A 13,599-nucleotide genomic window follows, 5' to 3' on the forward strand; every position below is an offset into this window, starting at 1 on the left:
CGGTGCATGTAGGCCTCTTATCGGTGCATATCCAAGGTATTGATGCACTATTAGCGGGCTATTTGTGAGGGTTTGTGACGCGCATTGGTTTTTATCGCCCTATCTTCGGGCATATGGATTGCTTTTGGTGCGTAAGACCCTTTCTCGAGAACTGACATGGTGCAAGATCCTTCCAGCGGCAATGTGTTGTTCATCCTGCTCGGTGCCATTCTGGTGCTGGCCATGCATGCCGGTTTCGCCTTTCTCGAGTTGGGCACCGTGCGCAAGAAGAACCAGGTCAATGCGTTGTCGAAAATCATCACTGATTTTGCCGTCTCGGCCCTTGCCTATTTTCTCATCGGCTACGGCCTGGCCTATGGCCGGCATTTCCTGGTGGGCGATGACGTACTCAACAAGGACCACGGTTACGCGCTGACCCGGTTCTTTTTCCTGCTGACCTTTGCCGCGGCGATTCCGGCCATCGTGTCTGGAGGCATTGCCGAGCGGGCCAAGTTCTGGCCGCAACTGATCGCCACGTTCACCCTCGTCGCATTCGTTTATCCGTTCTTCGAGGGCCTGATGTGGAACGGCAATCTGGGGGTCCAGGCCTGGCTGCAGTCCACCTTTGGGGCGCCCTTTCACGATTTCGCCGGGTCGGTGGTGGTGCATGCCATGGGTGGCTGGATCGCCCTGCCCGCCGTGCTGCTGCTGGGCGCGCGCCGAGGCAGGTACCACGCCAACGGGCAGATATCGGCGCATCCGCCGTCGTCCATTCCCTTCCTGGCGCTGGGTTCGTGGATTCTGATCGTCGGCTGGTTCGGCTTCAATGTGATGAGCGCGCAGAAGCTCGATCAGATCAGCGGTCTGGTGGCGGTGAACTCGCTCATGGCCATGGTGGGCGGCACCCTCGCTGCACTGGCCGCGGGCAGGAACGATCCGGGCTTTCTGCACAACGGGCCCCTGGCCGGGCTGGTGGCGGTGTGCGCGGGTTCGGATGTGATGCATCCGCTGGGCGCGCTGGTGGTCGGCGCCGTGGCCGGGGGCCTGTTCGTCTGGATGTTCACCCTGACGCAGAACCGCTGGAAGATCGACGACGTGCTGGGCGTGTGGCCGCTGCACGGCCTCTGCGGCACCTGGGGCGGCATCGCTGCGGGCCTCTTCGGCATGAAGGCGCTGGGAGGGCTGGGAGGCGTGTCGCTGCTGTCGCAGATCGTGGGCACGCTTCTGGGGATCGCGGTGGCGCTGATCGGCGGCTTCGTGGTCTATGGCGTGCTGAAAAAGACCCTCGGCATCCGGCTGGATGCGGAAGAAGAGTTCAACGGCGCCGACCTGTCCATCCACCGCATCAGCGCCACGCCGGAGCGCGAGGCGTCGTGGTAGCGCACGCCGTGGTCATCTGACGTCGCCGCGTGGTGCGGGACGTAGTATCGCGGCCCATGTCACGCACCACGCAAGCCAATCTGTACGCCCTCGGCGCCATCGCGCTGTGGGCCTCGCTCGCCACCCTGGGGGTGGCGCTGTCTCATGTGCCGGCCTTCGCCCTCACGGGCCTGGCCCTGATCATCGGCAGCGTGCCGACCTGGGGCCACTGGCGCCAGTGGAGGGTATCGCCGCGGGCGCTGGCGCTGGGGGTTTACGGCCTGTTCGGTTTTCATTTTCTGCTGTTCATCGCCTTGCGCCATGCGCCGCCGGTGCAGGCCAATCTGGTGAACTACCTCTGGCCGCTGTTCATCGTGGTGCTGGCGCCGCTGATGCTGCCCGGGCTGCGGCTGCGCCCGGTGCATGTGCTGGCCGCAGGTTTGGGGTTTATCGGGGCAGGGCTGGCCATTCTGGGCGGGCGTTCGATCGAAGCGGCCTGGGCCTGGGGCTATGTGCCGGCCTTGGGGTCGGCGCTGGTCTGGGCCACGTTTTCGCTCGGCAGCCGCCGCATGGCCCAGACGGGCCGGGGCTTTCCCACGGCGGCGCTCGGGCTGTTCGGTCTGATCTCGGGCGTGCTCGCGTTGGCCTGCCACGTCTGGCTGGAGCCCGCCGTGCATCTGAGCCTGAAGGACGCGCTGCTCATCGTCGTGATGGGCCTTGGGCCCCTGGGCGGCGCCTTTCTGCTGTGGGATCGCGCGCTCAAGCTGGGTGATCCGCGCACCATCGGCGTGTTGAGCTACCTGACTCCGCTGGCCTCGACCCTGCTGCTGATCGTCTTGACCGGGCGCGCCCTGACCGTCTGGATCGGTCTTGCGGCGCTGCTGATCGCCGGGGCCGCCCTGCTGGCGGTGCGGGCCAGAACTGGCGCGAACAGTTCCTGATCGGATGGGGTGGCCGACGTGTCTTGGCCTGGTTTGATTCAGCTTTGCCATAACATCTCGTCACAATTCGACCCCCGGGTTTGCGGGGGCGGTGACCGGAGGGGGAAGGATGACCGAACAGGCCTCGCAGGACGTGGCGGCGCAAACGCCGACTCACCCATCACACGCGCGTGAAACGGCGCCTGCGGCTTACGTCCTGGGGCTTGCCGCGCTGGGCAGTCTGACTCTGGCCGCTTGTGGAGGCGGCTCGGGTTCGAGCGATGGCGGCGCAGCGGCGGCCAAACTGCCGCTGCCCACGCAGGCCCAGGCGGCACGTTTCACCAGCATGGCCGGAACCGGCGCGACGCAGACCGACATCGACGCGCTCACCGCCCGCGGCTATGAGGCCTGGCTCGACGCGCAGTTCAATGCGCCGCGCAGTCTCTCGCATGTCGACTGGCTGCTGTCCAAGGGCTATGGCCTCGCAGCCGATCAGTACAGCTTCAACGGCATGGACGCCACGATCTGGCGCAAGCTGCTGTCATCGCCCGATGTGCTGCGCCAGCGCGTGGTGCTGGCGCTCTCGGAGATTTTCGTGGTCTCCATGACCGGGCTGAGCACCGCCTGGGGCAAGTTTGCCCTGGCCGCCTATCTCGACATGCTGGAGGAGCGGGCCTTCGGCAGCTACCGCGACCTGCTCGGCGCGGTGAGTCTGTCGTGCGCTATGGGGGTCTACCTCAATATGCGCGGCAATCAGAAGGGCGACCCCAAGACGGGGCGCCAGCCCGACGAGAACTACGCCCGCGAGGTCATGCAGCTGTTCAGCATCGGCCTGTTGCAGCTCAATCCCGATGGCAGCCCGAAGACGCTGAGCGACGGCCGGGCGCAATACACCTACAACCAGGAGCATGTCACCGCGCTGGCCCAGGTGTTCACCGGGTGGGACTTCAACACGACCAACGTCAACGCCAGCCCGGCGTTCATGCGCGAGCCCATGCGCCACATCGCCGCGCGTTTTTCCCCTGGCGAGAAGAGCGTGCTGGGCGTGGCCATTCCGGCCTCGGCCGATGGTCCGACGGCGCTGAACAGGGCACTGGACGTGCTGGCCGCGCACGACAACGTCGGTCCGTTCATCGGGCGGCAACTCATCCAGCGGCTGGTCTGCTCCCAGCCGAGCCCGGCCTATGTTGCCCGGGTGTCGGCGGTGTTTGCCAACAACGGGCAGGGACAGCGCGGCGATCTGAAGGCGGTGATCCGCGCCGTGCTGCTCGACCCCGAGGCGATCAGCCCACCGGCGGGGCCGGCCAGCGGCAAGATGCGCGAGCCGGTGCTGCGCTTCGTGCAGTGGGCGCGCACCTTCGGCGTGACGTCGCCTTCGGACGCCTGGGCCGTGGGAGACACCTCCAGCCCCAGTTCGCGCCTGGGGCAGAGCCCGCTTCGCTCACCCTCGGTGTTCAATTTTTTCCGGCCGGGCTATCTGCCGCCTGATTCGGCCCTGGGGGCCAACGCCGTCACGGCGCCGGAGTTTCAGCTCTGCAACGAAACCACCGTGGCCGGTTATCTCAACTTCATGCAGAGCGTGATTCAGAACGGCATCGGCGACCTCAAGCCCGACTACACCGCGCATTACGCCCTCGCCAACGATGCCGCGGCCCTAGTGGCCCGTTTCAATCTGCTGCTGGCAGGCGGGCGCCTGGGCGCGGAAACCCAGTCGGCCATCGCCACCGCCGTCGGCACCATCGGCGCGACGACGGATACCGGACGGCTCAACCGCGTGCGCGCCGCCATCCTGCTGGTGATGGCAGCCCCGGAATATCTCATCCAAGTGTGAGAGGTTGAGAACCTTATAGCCGCGCCCGAAACATGCTCAACCTCTGAGGCCCCTATGCCTGTCAGCTCAATCAAATCTCTGCAACGGCGAGCCTTTCTTCGCCGCAGTTCCCTGCTCGGTCTGGTGGGCCACGCGGCGCCCTGGGCACTCACGCTGTCGGCCATCGGCGAGGCGGCAGCGGCTGACGCCACCGGCTACAAGGCCCTGGTCTGCGTGTTTTTCAACGGGGGTAACGACCACGGCAATACCGTGGTGCCCTACGACCAGCCGAGCTACGACGCCTACGCCGCCATCCGGCAGACCCTGGCCACGCCGCGCGACCAGCTCGCGGCCACGGCGCTGAGCCCCAGTGCGGCGCTCGATGGGGGGCGTCAATGGGCCTTGGCCCCGACACTGACCGGGGCCAAGCGCGTATTCGACGCGGGGCGTCTCGCCGTGCTGCTCAATGTCGGCACCCTGGTGCAGCCCACCTCCGTGGCGCAATACAAGGCCAAGAGCGTGCCGCTGCCGCCCAAGCTGTTCTCGCATAACGACCAGCAAAGCGTGTGGCAGGCCGCCATGCCCGAAGGGGCGATCACCGGCTGGGGCGGACGCATCGGCGATTTGTTTCTGTCCAGCAACGGCAGCGCCACCTTCACCGCCATCAACGTTTCGGGCAACGCGGTGTTTCTGTCCGGCCAGCAGGCCGTGCAGTACCAGATTTCCACCGGCGGAGCGATCCGAGTGAACGGTGCGACCAGCAGCCTCTATGGCTCGCAAGCCTGCTCCAACGCCCTGCGCAGCCTGATCACCGCGCCGCGCGAACACTGGATGGAGCAGGAGATCAACCGGGTGACGGCACGCTCCATCGCGGCGCAGAGCATGGTGGCCTCGGCCCTGGCGGCGGCACCCACCAACTTCACTGCGGCGTTCGACACCACCAATCCCCTGGCCAGCCAGTTGCTCATGGTCGCCCGTCTCATTGCTTCACGCGCCGCACTGGGTGTGAAACGGCAGGTGTTCTTCGTGTCCATCGGCGGGTTCGATCTGCACGACAACCTCAATGCCCAGCATCCGGCGCTGCTTGGCCGCGTGGGCAGTGCGCTCGACAGTTTCGATGCCGCGATGGTGGAACTGGGCGTGGCCAACGACGTGACCGCGTTCACCGCCTCAGACTTCGGCCGAACCCTCAGTTCCAACGGCGATGGCTCTGACCACGGCTGGGGCGCGCATCACTTCGTCATGGGCGGCGCCGTGCGCGGCGGGCGTTTCTGGGGAACGCAACCGGAGGTCTCCGTCAACGGCGCCGACGATGTGGGCCAGGGACGTCTGCTGCCGACCACGTCGGTCGATCAGCTCGCCGCCACGCTGGCGAGCTGGATGGGGGTTTCGGCAAACGAACTGCCCCTGGTCGTGCCCCAGATCGGCAACTACACGACGCGCGACCTGGGGTTTTTCGCTTAGGGCAACGCTGAATATGTTTTCGTGATGGCGCGCGCCAGGCTGCAGGCGGTCTGCGACGTTGCCAGTCCTCGCCCTATTGATCCGGCACGTTGCAGTCTGAAGCGGCACCCCACCCCAACCCTCCCCACAAGTGGAGAGGGAGCCAACACGCCACCCCCGCGGCGTAGGGGAGGTTGGGAGGGCTTACGCAGATCACACGCAGCGCAGTCTTCTCCTCCCCCACAGGGTGGGGGAGGTCGGGAGGGGGAGACGCTTGGGTAATGTCCCGCCGAGTGGTGTAAGTCTTTGGTGCGGTGAGCTGCGAAGGGCGTAGCCCGGAGCAGCTCACCGCGCGCCGGTCGTCCCTGGAGATGGGGGTGGCCATCGTGAAGTCCGGATAAGGTTGAGGTGCGACCCACCAATCCTTGTCTGAAGGAAACCACGATGACCCACGCCACTATCGCATTGACCGAGCTCGCTGAGAAGGGGGCCGATGTCGACGTGCTGCGCCAGATGGTGCAGTTCATGGCCCAGCGCCTCATGGAGATCGACGTGGAGGGGCGCTGTGGCGCCGGCTACGACGAGAAGAGCGCCGCCCGGCTCAACAGCCGCAACGGCTACCGTGACCGCACCTGGGAGACTCGTGTCGGCACGGTCGAGCTCAAGATCCCCAAGCTGCGCCAGGGCAGCTACTTCCCCGAGTTCCTGGAGCCGCGGCGCACCGCCGAGAAGGCCCTGACCGCCGTCATCCAGGAAGCCTACGTGCAGGGCATCTCCACGCGTTCCGTGGACGACCTGGTCAAGGCCCTGGGCATGAGCGGCGTGTCCAAGAGCCAGGTCTCGCGGCTGTGCGGCGAGCTCGACGAGCAGGTCGGCGCCTTCCTCAACCGCCAGATCGAGGGCGACTGGCCCTACCTGTGGATCGACGCCACCTACGTCAAGACCCGCGAGGCCGGCCGCATCGTCAGCGTGGCCGTGATAATCGCCGTCGGCGTCAACACCGAGGGCCAGCGCGAGGTGCTGGGCATGAAGGTCGGCGCCTCGGAGGCCGAGCCGTTCTGGACCGACTTCCTGCGCAGCCTCAACCGCCGCGGCCTGCGCGGGGTCAAGCTCGTCATCAGCGACAGCCACTCTGGTCTCAAGGCGGCGGTCGCCAAGGTCCTCAAGGCCACCTGGCAGCGCTGCCGCGTGCACTTCATGCGCAACGCCCTGGCCCATGCCGGCAAGACGCAGCGCCGCATGGTCGCGGCGGCCATCGGCACCGTGTTCGTGCAGGACACGGCCGAAGCCGCGCGAACGCAGTGGCGCACCGTGGCCGACCAGCTGCGAGAACGCTTCCCCAAGCTCGGCGCCCTGATGGACGAGGCCGAGCACGACGTGCTGGCCTTCATGACCTTCCCGAAGGCGCACTGGGCGCAGATCTACTCGACCAACCCGCTCGAGCGCCTGAACGCCGACATCAAGCGCCGCACCAACGTCGTGGGCCTCTTCCCCAACGACGCGGCCATCACCCGCCTGGTCGGCGCCATGATGCTGGAGCAGAACGACGAGTGGTCGCTGAACCGCCGGTATATGCAGCTTGAAGGCCTTCAGTCGCTCTGCGATACTGCCCCGACTCGGCTGTCCGCTGTGGCACGCTGAGTACCGTGTACCTCAGCCTGTCCGGGCTGTGGACCTACACCACGTCGCGGGACGCGACCGTAAAACGCAGCCGTGGCCATTGCTATGGCGAGGATTTGCTGCGCCGCATGGCGCCGCAAATCGGGGGGATTTGTTCAACGAATATTCAGTGCAGGACACTCAATCAACTGCTGAAACGCCTGCCAGACGGCGTCCACGCTGGGAGTGGCGCCATGACCCCCGAGCGTGCGGGCGAGATCGGGGGAGGTTGGCGTGAACAACTCCGGCCCCGTGGCGACGAACAGTCCTACCACGGGGCGCCGCAACGCGGCGGCCAGGTGGGTGAAACCGGTGTCCACGCCGATCAGCAGCCGGCTCTGGGCAATCAAGGGCAGCATGTCGAGAAGGCTGCGACGATCGAGGATGTCGGCACTTCCCGGGGGCAAACCGGAGATGATGTGCTGTGCGTGCTCACGCTCGGCGGCGTTGCCCCACGTCAGTCGCAGGGACATGCCGGCCTGGACCAGGCGCGCGCTCAGGGACTGCCAGTGGTCGAGGGGCCAGAGCTTTTCGGGCTTGGATGCGCCGTGGGCAAGAAAGACCACATTCGCCCCGCTCGAATCGGTCTGATGGGCAAAGCGCTGGTCGATCGCGTAGTCGGTGGGGCGATCACCGTCGGTATCGAAGATTTCACGCGCGAACACGCGGCGTCCCTCGGTGCCGTGCAGACCCGTCGGGCGGCTGTAGTGCAGCTGATAGGCCCGGGCCGCCAGAGGCTCGCCGCCGCAGTCTTGGGCACGGTAGCCGACCCGCAAGGCGCCACGTGCCAGGCGCGAGACGATGGCGCTTTTGAGCACGCTGTGCGGATCCCAGATCACGTCGTATCGGTGCCTGCGAAGATCGCGAATGAGCGATCCGAGCGCGCGCAGCGACGCGAGGCCAGGTTGCTGTTGGGTTGCCTTGAGGGGCAGGGCAAACACCTCGCGCACCGCCGGATGCAGCCTCGGGATGTCGGCGAAGCGGGCGTCCACCGCCCAGTCGATGGCGATGCCCGGCCAGCGCGCGGCGATGTCGGATACGGCGGGCAGCGTCTGCACCTGGTCGCCCATGGCCGAGATCTGCACCAGCAAGATGCTTCGCGGTGCCGTGGGCAAGCCGCCTTGGCCCCATTGCAGGGGCAGAATCGTGGGGGTCATGCGGCGGGCAGCAAGGCCTTGCCCATCAGGTCTTCCAGAACCTTGAGCGGCGCGGTGTGCGGATAGAGCTGGTGGGCGGGTTCGAGATAGAAGGTCTGCTCCATCATGTATTGCCCGCCCATGACGGCATGCAGCACCTGATCGGAAAACACCACCCAGGTCGTGCCCGGCGCGAAGTCCACCGCGCGTTGCGGCCCGTTTCGCTGGTAGTCGAGATTGGCCTTGGCCTTGTCGTGCAGCTGCAGCATGTAGTGGTCGTAGTCGGTGCGGCGCGACTTGGTGATCTTGAGTGCGCGCAACACGGTGGCCGACCCGGGCACCGGCGGAGTCAGCTGGGGCGCGAAGCGCTGCAGAAACTCGGGAAAGGTCTCGCCTACCCGCCACTGCCGCGGCCGGCCTGCCGGGTTAAGGTTGGTGAAGACGCGCAGCAATCGCACGCCACGAATCGGGGTCGACGGAAACGCATCGACATGTAGCCGGGTGTCGTCCTTGCGCCAGCTCGTTTCGCGATCTTCCACCTGCATGGGCCGATACGAGGCCTTGGCGGCGCGCAGCTTGCCCTGATAGTGCGGGAACAGCCGATCGACCAGGGCTTGAGCCTGGTTCGAGAAACGCTGAATCATGTCGCGCAGCTCGGCCTGATCTTGTGCGCTGCCCGAGGCGCCGCGCAAGCTGCCATCGTCGCGCAGGCTGATGTTCTTGGCCTTGCCGTCGCTGATCGACGGGGTCAGGAAGCGGCGCTCGGCGTCGGTCAGTTCGAAGGCCAGTTGGGGAAAACACAGTACATGGCCCGCTTCGAGCAGATGCTCCACCCCGGCCGTGGGCGCGCGTTCGGACGTGCGTGCCTCCCAGGCGGAATCGGGGAGGGTGCGGAGGATGTCGTCGAGGGCTGCCATGGGAGACTCCTTGGAGAAAACGCTGTGCGTGACCTGTGTCGATCAATGGCTGTCGGCCCTGAGCCGGGCCATCGACGGGGGCTTCACCGCACGCGCATGCCCGGCTGCGCGCCGGCATGAGGCTCGAGGATGTAGAGGCCGGGCTGGCTCTTCTCGTCCTCACTGCTGGCGGCCAGCACCATGCCTTCGCTGAGACCGAACTTCATCTTGCGGGGCGCCAGATTGGCGACCAGTACGGTGAGTTTGCCGATGAGTTCTTCAGGTTTGTAGGCGCTGGAGATGCCCGAGAACACATTGCGCGTGCGGGGCAGGCCGTCCGGGCCGGTCTCGCCCACGTCGAGGGTGAGGCGCAGCAGTTTGGTGGAGCCTTCCACGGCCTCGGCGTGCTGGATGCGGGCGATGCGCAGATCGATCTTGGCGAAATCGTCGATGGTGATGAAGGGGGCTTGCGTCGTCTCGGCAGCGGGAGTGGGGGATGTCATGGGGGCGACGGTGAGCTTGGCCGCGGTCGGGGCGGCCGGGGGTGGGTCGGTCTCGAACAGGGCGTCGAGGCGCTTGGGATCGATGCGCTGCATCAGGTGCTGGTAGGGCGCGGCGTGCTGCGGCAGTTCGGTGGCATCGCTCCAGAGGAAGTCCCGATCGAGGCCAAACAACTCGCGGGCCACGCGGGCGGTGAGCGCTGGCAGCACCGGGCTGAGCATGACCGACAGCAGCCAGAACCCGGCCAGGGCTTGCGAGCAGGCGTCTTGCAGCTCGGCGCGGCGCGCATCGTCCTTGGCCAGAATCCAGGGTTGGGCGGCATCGAAGGCGGCGTTGATGCGATCGGCATAGGCCATGATTTCGCGCAGTCCGCGTGCATATTCACGCTGCTCATAGGCGGCAGCCACATCGTCGGCAAGTGCCTTGGCCGCGGCCTGCAGATCGTCGCCACCGCGTGAATAGGCCAGTCTGCCGTCGAAGTATTGGCTGATGAATTTGGCGGCGCGGCTGGCGATGTTGACGTATTTGCCGATGAGGTCGCTGTTGACCCTGGCGACGAAATCTTCCGGCGTGAAGTCGACGTCTTCCACGCGCGCGGTCAGCTTGGCGGCGAGGTAGTAGCGCAGCCATTCGGGATCGAGACCGAGGTCGAGGTACTTCAGCGGCGAAATGCCGGTGCCCCGGCTCTTGCTCATTTTCTCGCCGCCGACGGTGACGAAGCCGTGCACATTGATCTGGCTCGGTGTCTTGCGGCCCGAGAAGTGCAGCATGGCCGGCCAGAACAGGGTGTGGAAGTAGACGATGTCCTTGCCGATGAAGTGCACCTGCTCCACGGCCGGATCGGCCACGAAGGCGTCGAAGCTCTGTGTGGTGCGCGACGGGGCGTGCCAGTGCTGAGCGGCCTGGCCCTTGTCGAAGTGGTTTTTCAGACTGGCGAGGTAGCCGATGGGAGCGTCGAGCCAGACATAGAAATACTTGCCGGGCGCGTCGGGAATCTCGATGCCGAAGTAGGGCGCGTCGCGCGAGATGTCCCAGTCGGCCAGGCCGCCGTGGCCGTGTTCGTCGGTGGCGAACCACTCGCGTACCTTGTTCAGCACTTCGGTCTGCAAATGGGGCTGGCCTTGGGCATTGGCGGCGTGAGTCCAGCCACGCAGGAATTCGGCGCAGCGGTCGGACGACAGCTGGAAGAAATAGTGCTCGCTCTTGCGCAGTTCGGGCGTGGCGCCCGACAGAGTGGAGTAGGGATGTTTCAGCTCGGTGGGGGCGTAAACCGCGCCGCACACCTCGCAGGCGTCGCCGTACTGGTCGGCCGCGCCGCACTTGGGGCACTGGCCCTTGATGTAGCGATCGGGCAGGAACATGCCTTTGACGGGATCGAAAAACTGCTCGATGTCGCGCATCGCGATCAGGCCGTTCTTGCGCAGTGCGCGGTAGATGTCCTGCGCGAGCTGGTGGTTTTCCGGGCCGTCGGTGTTGTGCCAGTTGTCGAAGCGGATGTGAAAGCCGCCGAGGTACTGCGGCCGCCCCGCGGCAATGTCGGCGACGAACTGCTGGGGCGTCTTGCCGGCCTTCTCGGCGGCAATCATGATGGGGGCGCCATGGGCGTCATCGGCACCGACGAAGTGCACCTCGTGGCCTCGCATGCGCTGGAAGCGAACCCAGGTGTCGGCCTGGATGTATTCCATGATGTGGCCGATGTGGAACGGGCCGTTGGCGTAGGGCAGGGCGGTGGTAACGAAGAATCGGCGCTTGGAAGTCATGGTGAACGGGAGGAGATGCGCCCGGTGCGTGCGCCGTGCGTGTCGGCGTTGCCGGGCAAAGTGCCATTTTAGGGCGTTGCCTCTCAAGCAAACGCAGGGCCGCCCCAAGTTTCCTTCAACTCCCAGGGGGCGGGTTGGCGAGCCGACCCTGGGGGCGCTCAGGTGGGCGCGGTCGAGAGGATCTGACGGGAGAGGCGGGCGATGGTCTGCCCTTCGGCTTCGACCTCGCGCAGCCTGCGCTCCACTGGGGTGTCGATGGAACCGGCTTCCGCGGCGCTTGAGGGGAGATCCTGCCCGTTTGGGTTGAGGCCGCTCTGGAGCAGCGCAAGGGTGCGCCGAAGCCGGGCCTGCTCCGCAACTGACAACACCCGGTCGCCATGCTGTGCGCGCAGGACGCGCAGGGTGGCGAGGTGGGCGCTGAGAAGGTCGCTGTGGGCGATGAAGGCGGCAAGCTCGCGTCGCATCCGTTGATGTTGGCGCGGTTCTTCCAGCATGCGGGCATGCAGGCCGCCCACGGCGGCAAGCGCGTCCTGGATGCGCTTGCGCTCCCGGCGGTAGTTCAGATCGCTGACATGCACCGGATCGAGCACGGCCTGTGCATAGCCCAGGGTCGCGCGCCGCAGCGCATCCACCTGGCGGCGCAGATCATTGGCCTCCCAGCGTGGCAGCACGAAACTGAACCCCCAGGCCAGTGCTGCGCCGATCAGGGTGTCTTGCAGTCGCTGGGTGATCAGGAACTGGCTGCCCGGCTCCAGCAGGGCCACCAGCAGCAAGGCATTGACGCTGGCGAACAGGGCGGTGAAGCGATAGTTGAGGGTGATGAAGGTGCGCGCAAAGGCCAGGGAGATGAACACGCCCAGCGTCATCACGCCCAGCGAGGGGTGCGTGGAGAGCAGTGCGGCCACCAGCGCACAGCCCAGCAGCGTGCCCAGCACGCGGTCCTTGATGCGTTGACGCGTGACGCTGTAGTTGGGCCGCAGGATCACCCCGATGGTCAGCAAGACCCAGTAATCATGCGGGTGATAGGGCAGCACGCGCAGCAGCAGCTCTCCGGCGAACAAGGCCAGCGCCAGCCGGATGGCATAGCGCAGGATGGGTGATTCCCAGCGGATCGACTGCCACAGCGCACGGGGGTCGTAGCGCAGGGGGCTGAGAAAGGACTGCAGATCCATGCCCTGGAGCGGATCGGCCGTGTCGGCCCCGTCGGCGCGCGGGGGCGTTGCCAGAAGATCGGTGATGCGCTGGAACTTGTCCGCGCTGGCCCGCAAGGCCATTCTCGCCTGGGCGAAGGCTGCGCTGGGCTGGCTCGGCTGCAGCGTTTCGAGGGCCTGATGGATGGTCTCGGCGCAGGGCAGGCTCGTGGGCAGGGTGTCGGGCTGTGTGCCGCGCAGCAGCGCATCGGCACGTTGGTCGAGCGCGTCGCCGATGCGGCGTGCCCAATCGCTCAGGGCGTCGGGGACCGGAGTGGCGTCGAACTGGTTCAGGATCAGGTCGACATCGGTCTGGCTGGCCAGCAGGGCCTCGTTCACTTCCAGCAGCAAGATCAGCCTTGCCGCCAGGGTGCGCTCCGCTTCGGTATGGACATCTCGCAGCACGATGTCGCGCGTGTTCTGCAGGGTATCGTTGATCGCCGTGAGTTGCGCCACGACACTGCCCACGCCTGCGGGCCCCCACGGTCGGGCGGCATGCCCGCTGGTGCCCTCCTGGGCCGAGTGCACGCCCAGATGATCGGCCAGCCAATGGGCAAACTGACCCAGCTGCGCCAACAGCTCGGCGAGTGCTTGTTCCTTCGTTCGCCGGCTCAGCCAGTGCGCCAGCAACAGGGCATAGACGCTGTAAAGCAGGGCGCCAGCCAGAAACAGCGCGACGGCTGCGCCAAGCTGTGCCGGGCTGTGCATGGTCGGCGCCCCCAGCGTGATGACCGAAATGAACAGCACGCTGAAACTCATCGCCAGCGCCCGCTTGCCCCAGACCGCGATCAGGCCGCTGAAAAAACCCAGCAAGGGAATCAGCACGATCTGCACTGACGGCCACCACAGACTGGCACTGACCAAGGCGAAGGCCCCTGTGCTCGCAAAACTGGCGAACAGCATCTCCACGCGCTTGACCCGGGTGGGCGCCGGATTGTCGGCAAAG

At 66.2% G+C, this 13,599-nt stretch carries 9 protein-coding genes and 1 pseudogene; 5 read left to right on the forward strand and 5 right to left on the reverse strand.

Annotation, left to right across the window (positions count from 1 at the left end; translation table 11 throughout):
* The first annotated feature begins 156 nt into the window (after positions 1 to 156).
* The 5 genes from BVH73_RS12810 to BVH73_RS12830 all read left to right on the forward strand — a co-directional run bounded on the left by BVH73_RS12810 (position 157) and on the right by BVH73_RS12830 (position 7,152).
* Positions 157 to 1,359, forward strand: coding sequence for an ammonium transporter (locus BVH73_RS12810; RefSeq protein ID WP_079419241.1), 1,203 nt, complete (start codon positions 157 to 159; stop codon positions 1,357 to 1,359).
* 56 nt (positions 1,360 to 1,415) lie between these two features.
* Complete coding sequence (locus BVH73_RS12815) at positions 1,416 to 2,279, forward strand: DMT family transporter (RefSeq protein WP_079419243.1); 864 nt, start codon at positions 1,416 to 1,418, stop codon at positions 2,277 to 2,279.
* A 109-nt stretch (positions 2,280 to 2,388) separates the two neighbouring features.
* Positions 2,389 to 4,089, forward strand: a complete 1,701-nt coding sequence (locus tag BVH73_RS12820) for a DUF1800 domain-containing protein (protein ID WP_079419245.1) — start codon at positions 2,389 to 2,391, stop codon at positions 4,087 to 4,089.
* 54 nt (positions 4,090 to 4,143) lie between these two features.
* The gene (locus tag BVH73_RS12825; RefSeq protein ID WP_079419247.1) at positions 4,144 to 5,532 is read left to right on the forward strand and encodes a DUF1501 domain-containing protein; all 1,389 of its coding nucleotides are present in this window, start codon (positions 4,144 to 4,146) and stop codon (positions 5,530 to 5,532) included.
* 423 nt (positions 5,533 to 5,955) lie between these two features.
* Positions 5,956 to 7,152: an IS256 family transposase gene (locus BVH73_RS12830; RefSeq protein WP_079416005.1), complete on the forward strand. Its 1,197-nt coding sequence runs from the start codon at positions 5,956 to 5,958 to the stop codon at positions 7,150 to 7,152.
* Positions 7,153 to 7,286: 134 nt separating this feature from the next.
* Here BVH73_RS12830 and waaC read toward each other — a convergent pair whose 3' ends face one another.
* The 5 genes and pseudogenes from waaC to BVH73_RS16190 all read right to left on the reverse strand — a co-directional run.
* The gene (gene waaC, locus BVH73_RS12835; protein WP_079419249.1) at positions 7,287 to 8,327 is read right to left on the reverse strand and encodes a lipopolysaccharide heptosyltransferase I; all 1,041 of its coding nucleotides are present in this window, start codon (positions 8,325 to 8,327) and stop codon (positions 7,287 to 7,289) included.
* The gene (gene kdoO / locus BVH73_RS12840) at positions 8,324 to 9,223 is read right to left on the reverse strand and encodes a Kdo hydroxylase KdoO (RefSeq protein ID WP_079419251.1); all 900 of its coding nucleotides are present in this window, start codon (positions 9,221 to 9,223) and stop codon (positions 8,324 to 8,326) included. Before kdoO ends, waaC begins: the two co-directional genes overlap by 4 nt.
* Positions 9,224 to 9,306: 83 nt before the next feature.
* On the reverse strand, positions 9,307 to 11,463 hold the full coding sequence (gene metG / locus BVH73_RS12845; RefSeq protein WP_079419253.1) for a methionine--tRNA ligase: 2,157 nt from the start codon (positions 11,461 to 11,463) through the stop codon (positions 9,307 to 9,309).
* 158 nt (positions 11,464 to 11,621) lie between these two features.
* On the reverse strand, positions 11,622 to 12,737 hold the full coding sequence (locus tag BVH73_RS16185) for an FUSC family protein (RefSeq protein WP_483887648.1): 1,116 nt from the start codon (positions 12,735 to 12,737) through the stop codon (positions 11,622 to 11,624).
* A 72-nt stretch (positions 12,738 to 12,809) separates the two neighbouring features.
* Positions 12,810 to 13,556 (reverse strand): annotated as a pseudogene (locus tag BVH73_RS16190) (FUSC family membrane protein); the annotation flags it as partial.
* Positions 13,557 to 13,599: the final 43 nt, after the last annotated feature.

Source organism: Thiomonas intermedia, from assembly GCF_002028405.1.
In the GTDB taxonomy this organism is placed as follows: Bacteria; Pseudomonadota; Gammaproteobacteria; order Burkholderiales; family Burkholderiaceae_C; genus Thiomonas; species Thiomonas intermedia.

Excerpts from the sequence above, each read along its gene's own strand:
- BVH73_RS12810 (WP_079419241.1), top strand. The coding sequence starts at position 157 with ATGGTGCAAGATCCTTCCAGCGGCAATGTGTTGTTCATCCTGCTCGGT.
- BVH73_RS12815 (WP_079419243.1), top strand. The coding sequence starts at position 1,416 with ATGTCACGCACCACGCAAGCCAATCTGTACGCCCTCGGCGCCATCGCG.
- BVH73_RS12820 (WP_079419245.1), top strand. The coding sequence starts at position 2,389 with ATGACCGAACAGGCCTCGCAGGACGTGGCGGCGCAAACGCCGACTCAC.
- BVH73_RS12825 (WP_079419247.1), top strand. The coding sequence starts at position 4,144 with ATGCCTGTCAGCTCAATCAAATCTCTGCAACGGCGAGCCTTTCTTCGC.
- BVH73_RS12830 (WP_079416005.1), top strand. The coding sequence starts at position 5,956 with ATGACCCACGCCACTATCGCATTGACCGAGCTCGCTGAGAAGGGGGCC.
- waaC (WP_079419249.1), bottom strand. The coding sequence starts at position 8,327 with ATGACCCCCACGATTCTGCCCCTGCAATGGGGCCAAGGCGGCTTGCCC.
- kdoO (WP_079419251.1), bottom strand. The coding sequence starts at position 9,223 with ATGGCAGCCCTCGACGACATCCTCCGCACCCTCCCCGATTCCGCCTGG.
- metG (WP_079419253.1), bottom strand. The coding sequence starts at position 11,463 with ATGACTTCCAAGCGCCGATTCTTCGTTACCACCGCCCTGCCCTACGCC.
- BVH73_RS16185 (WP_483887648.1), bottom strand. The coding sequence starts at position 12,737 with ATGGCCTTGCGGGCCAGCGCGGACAAGTTCCAGCGCATCACCGATCTT.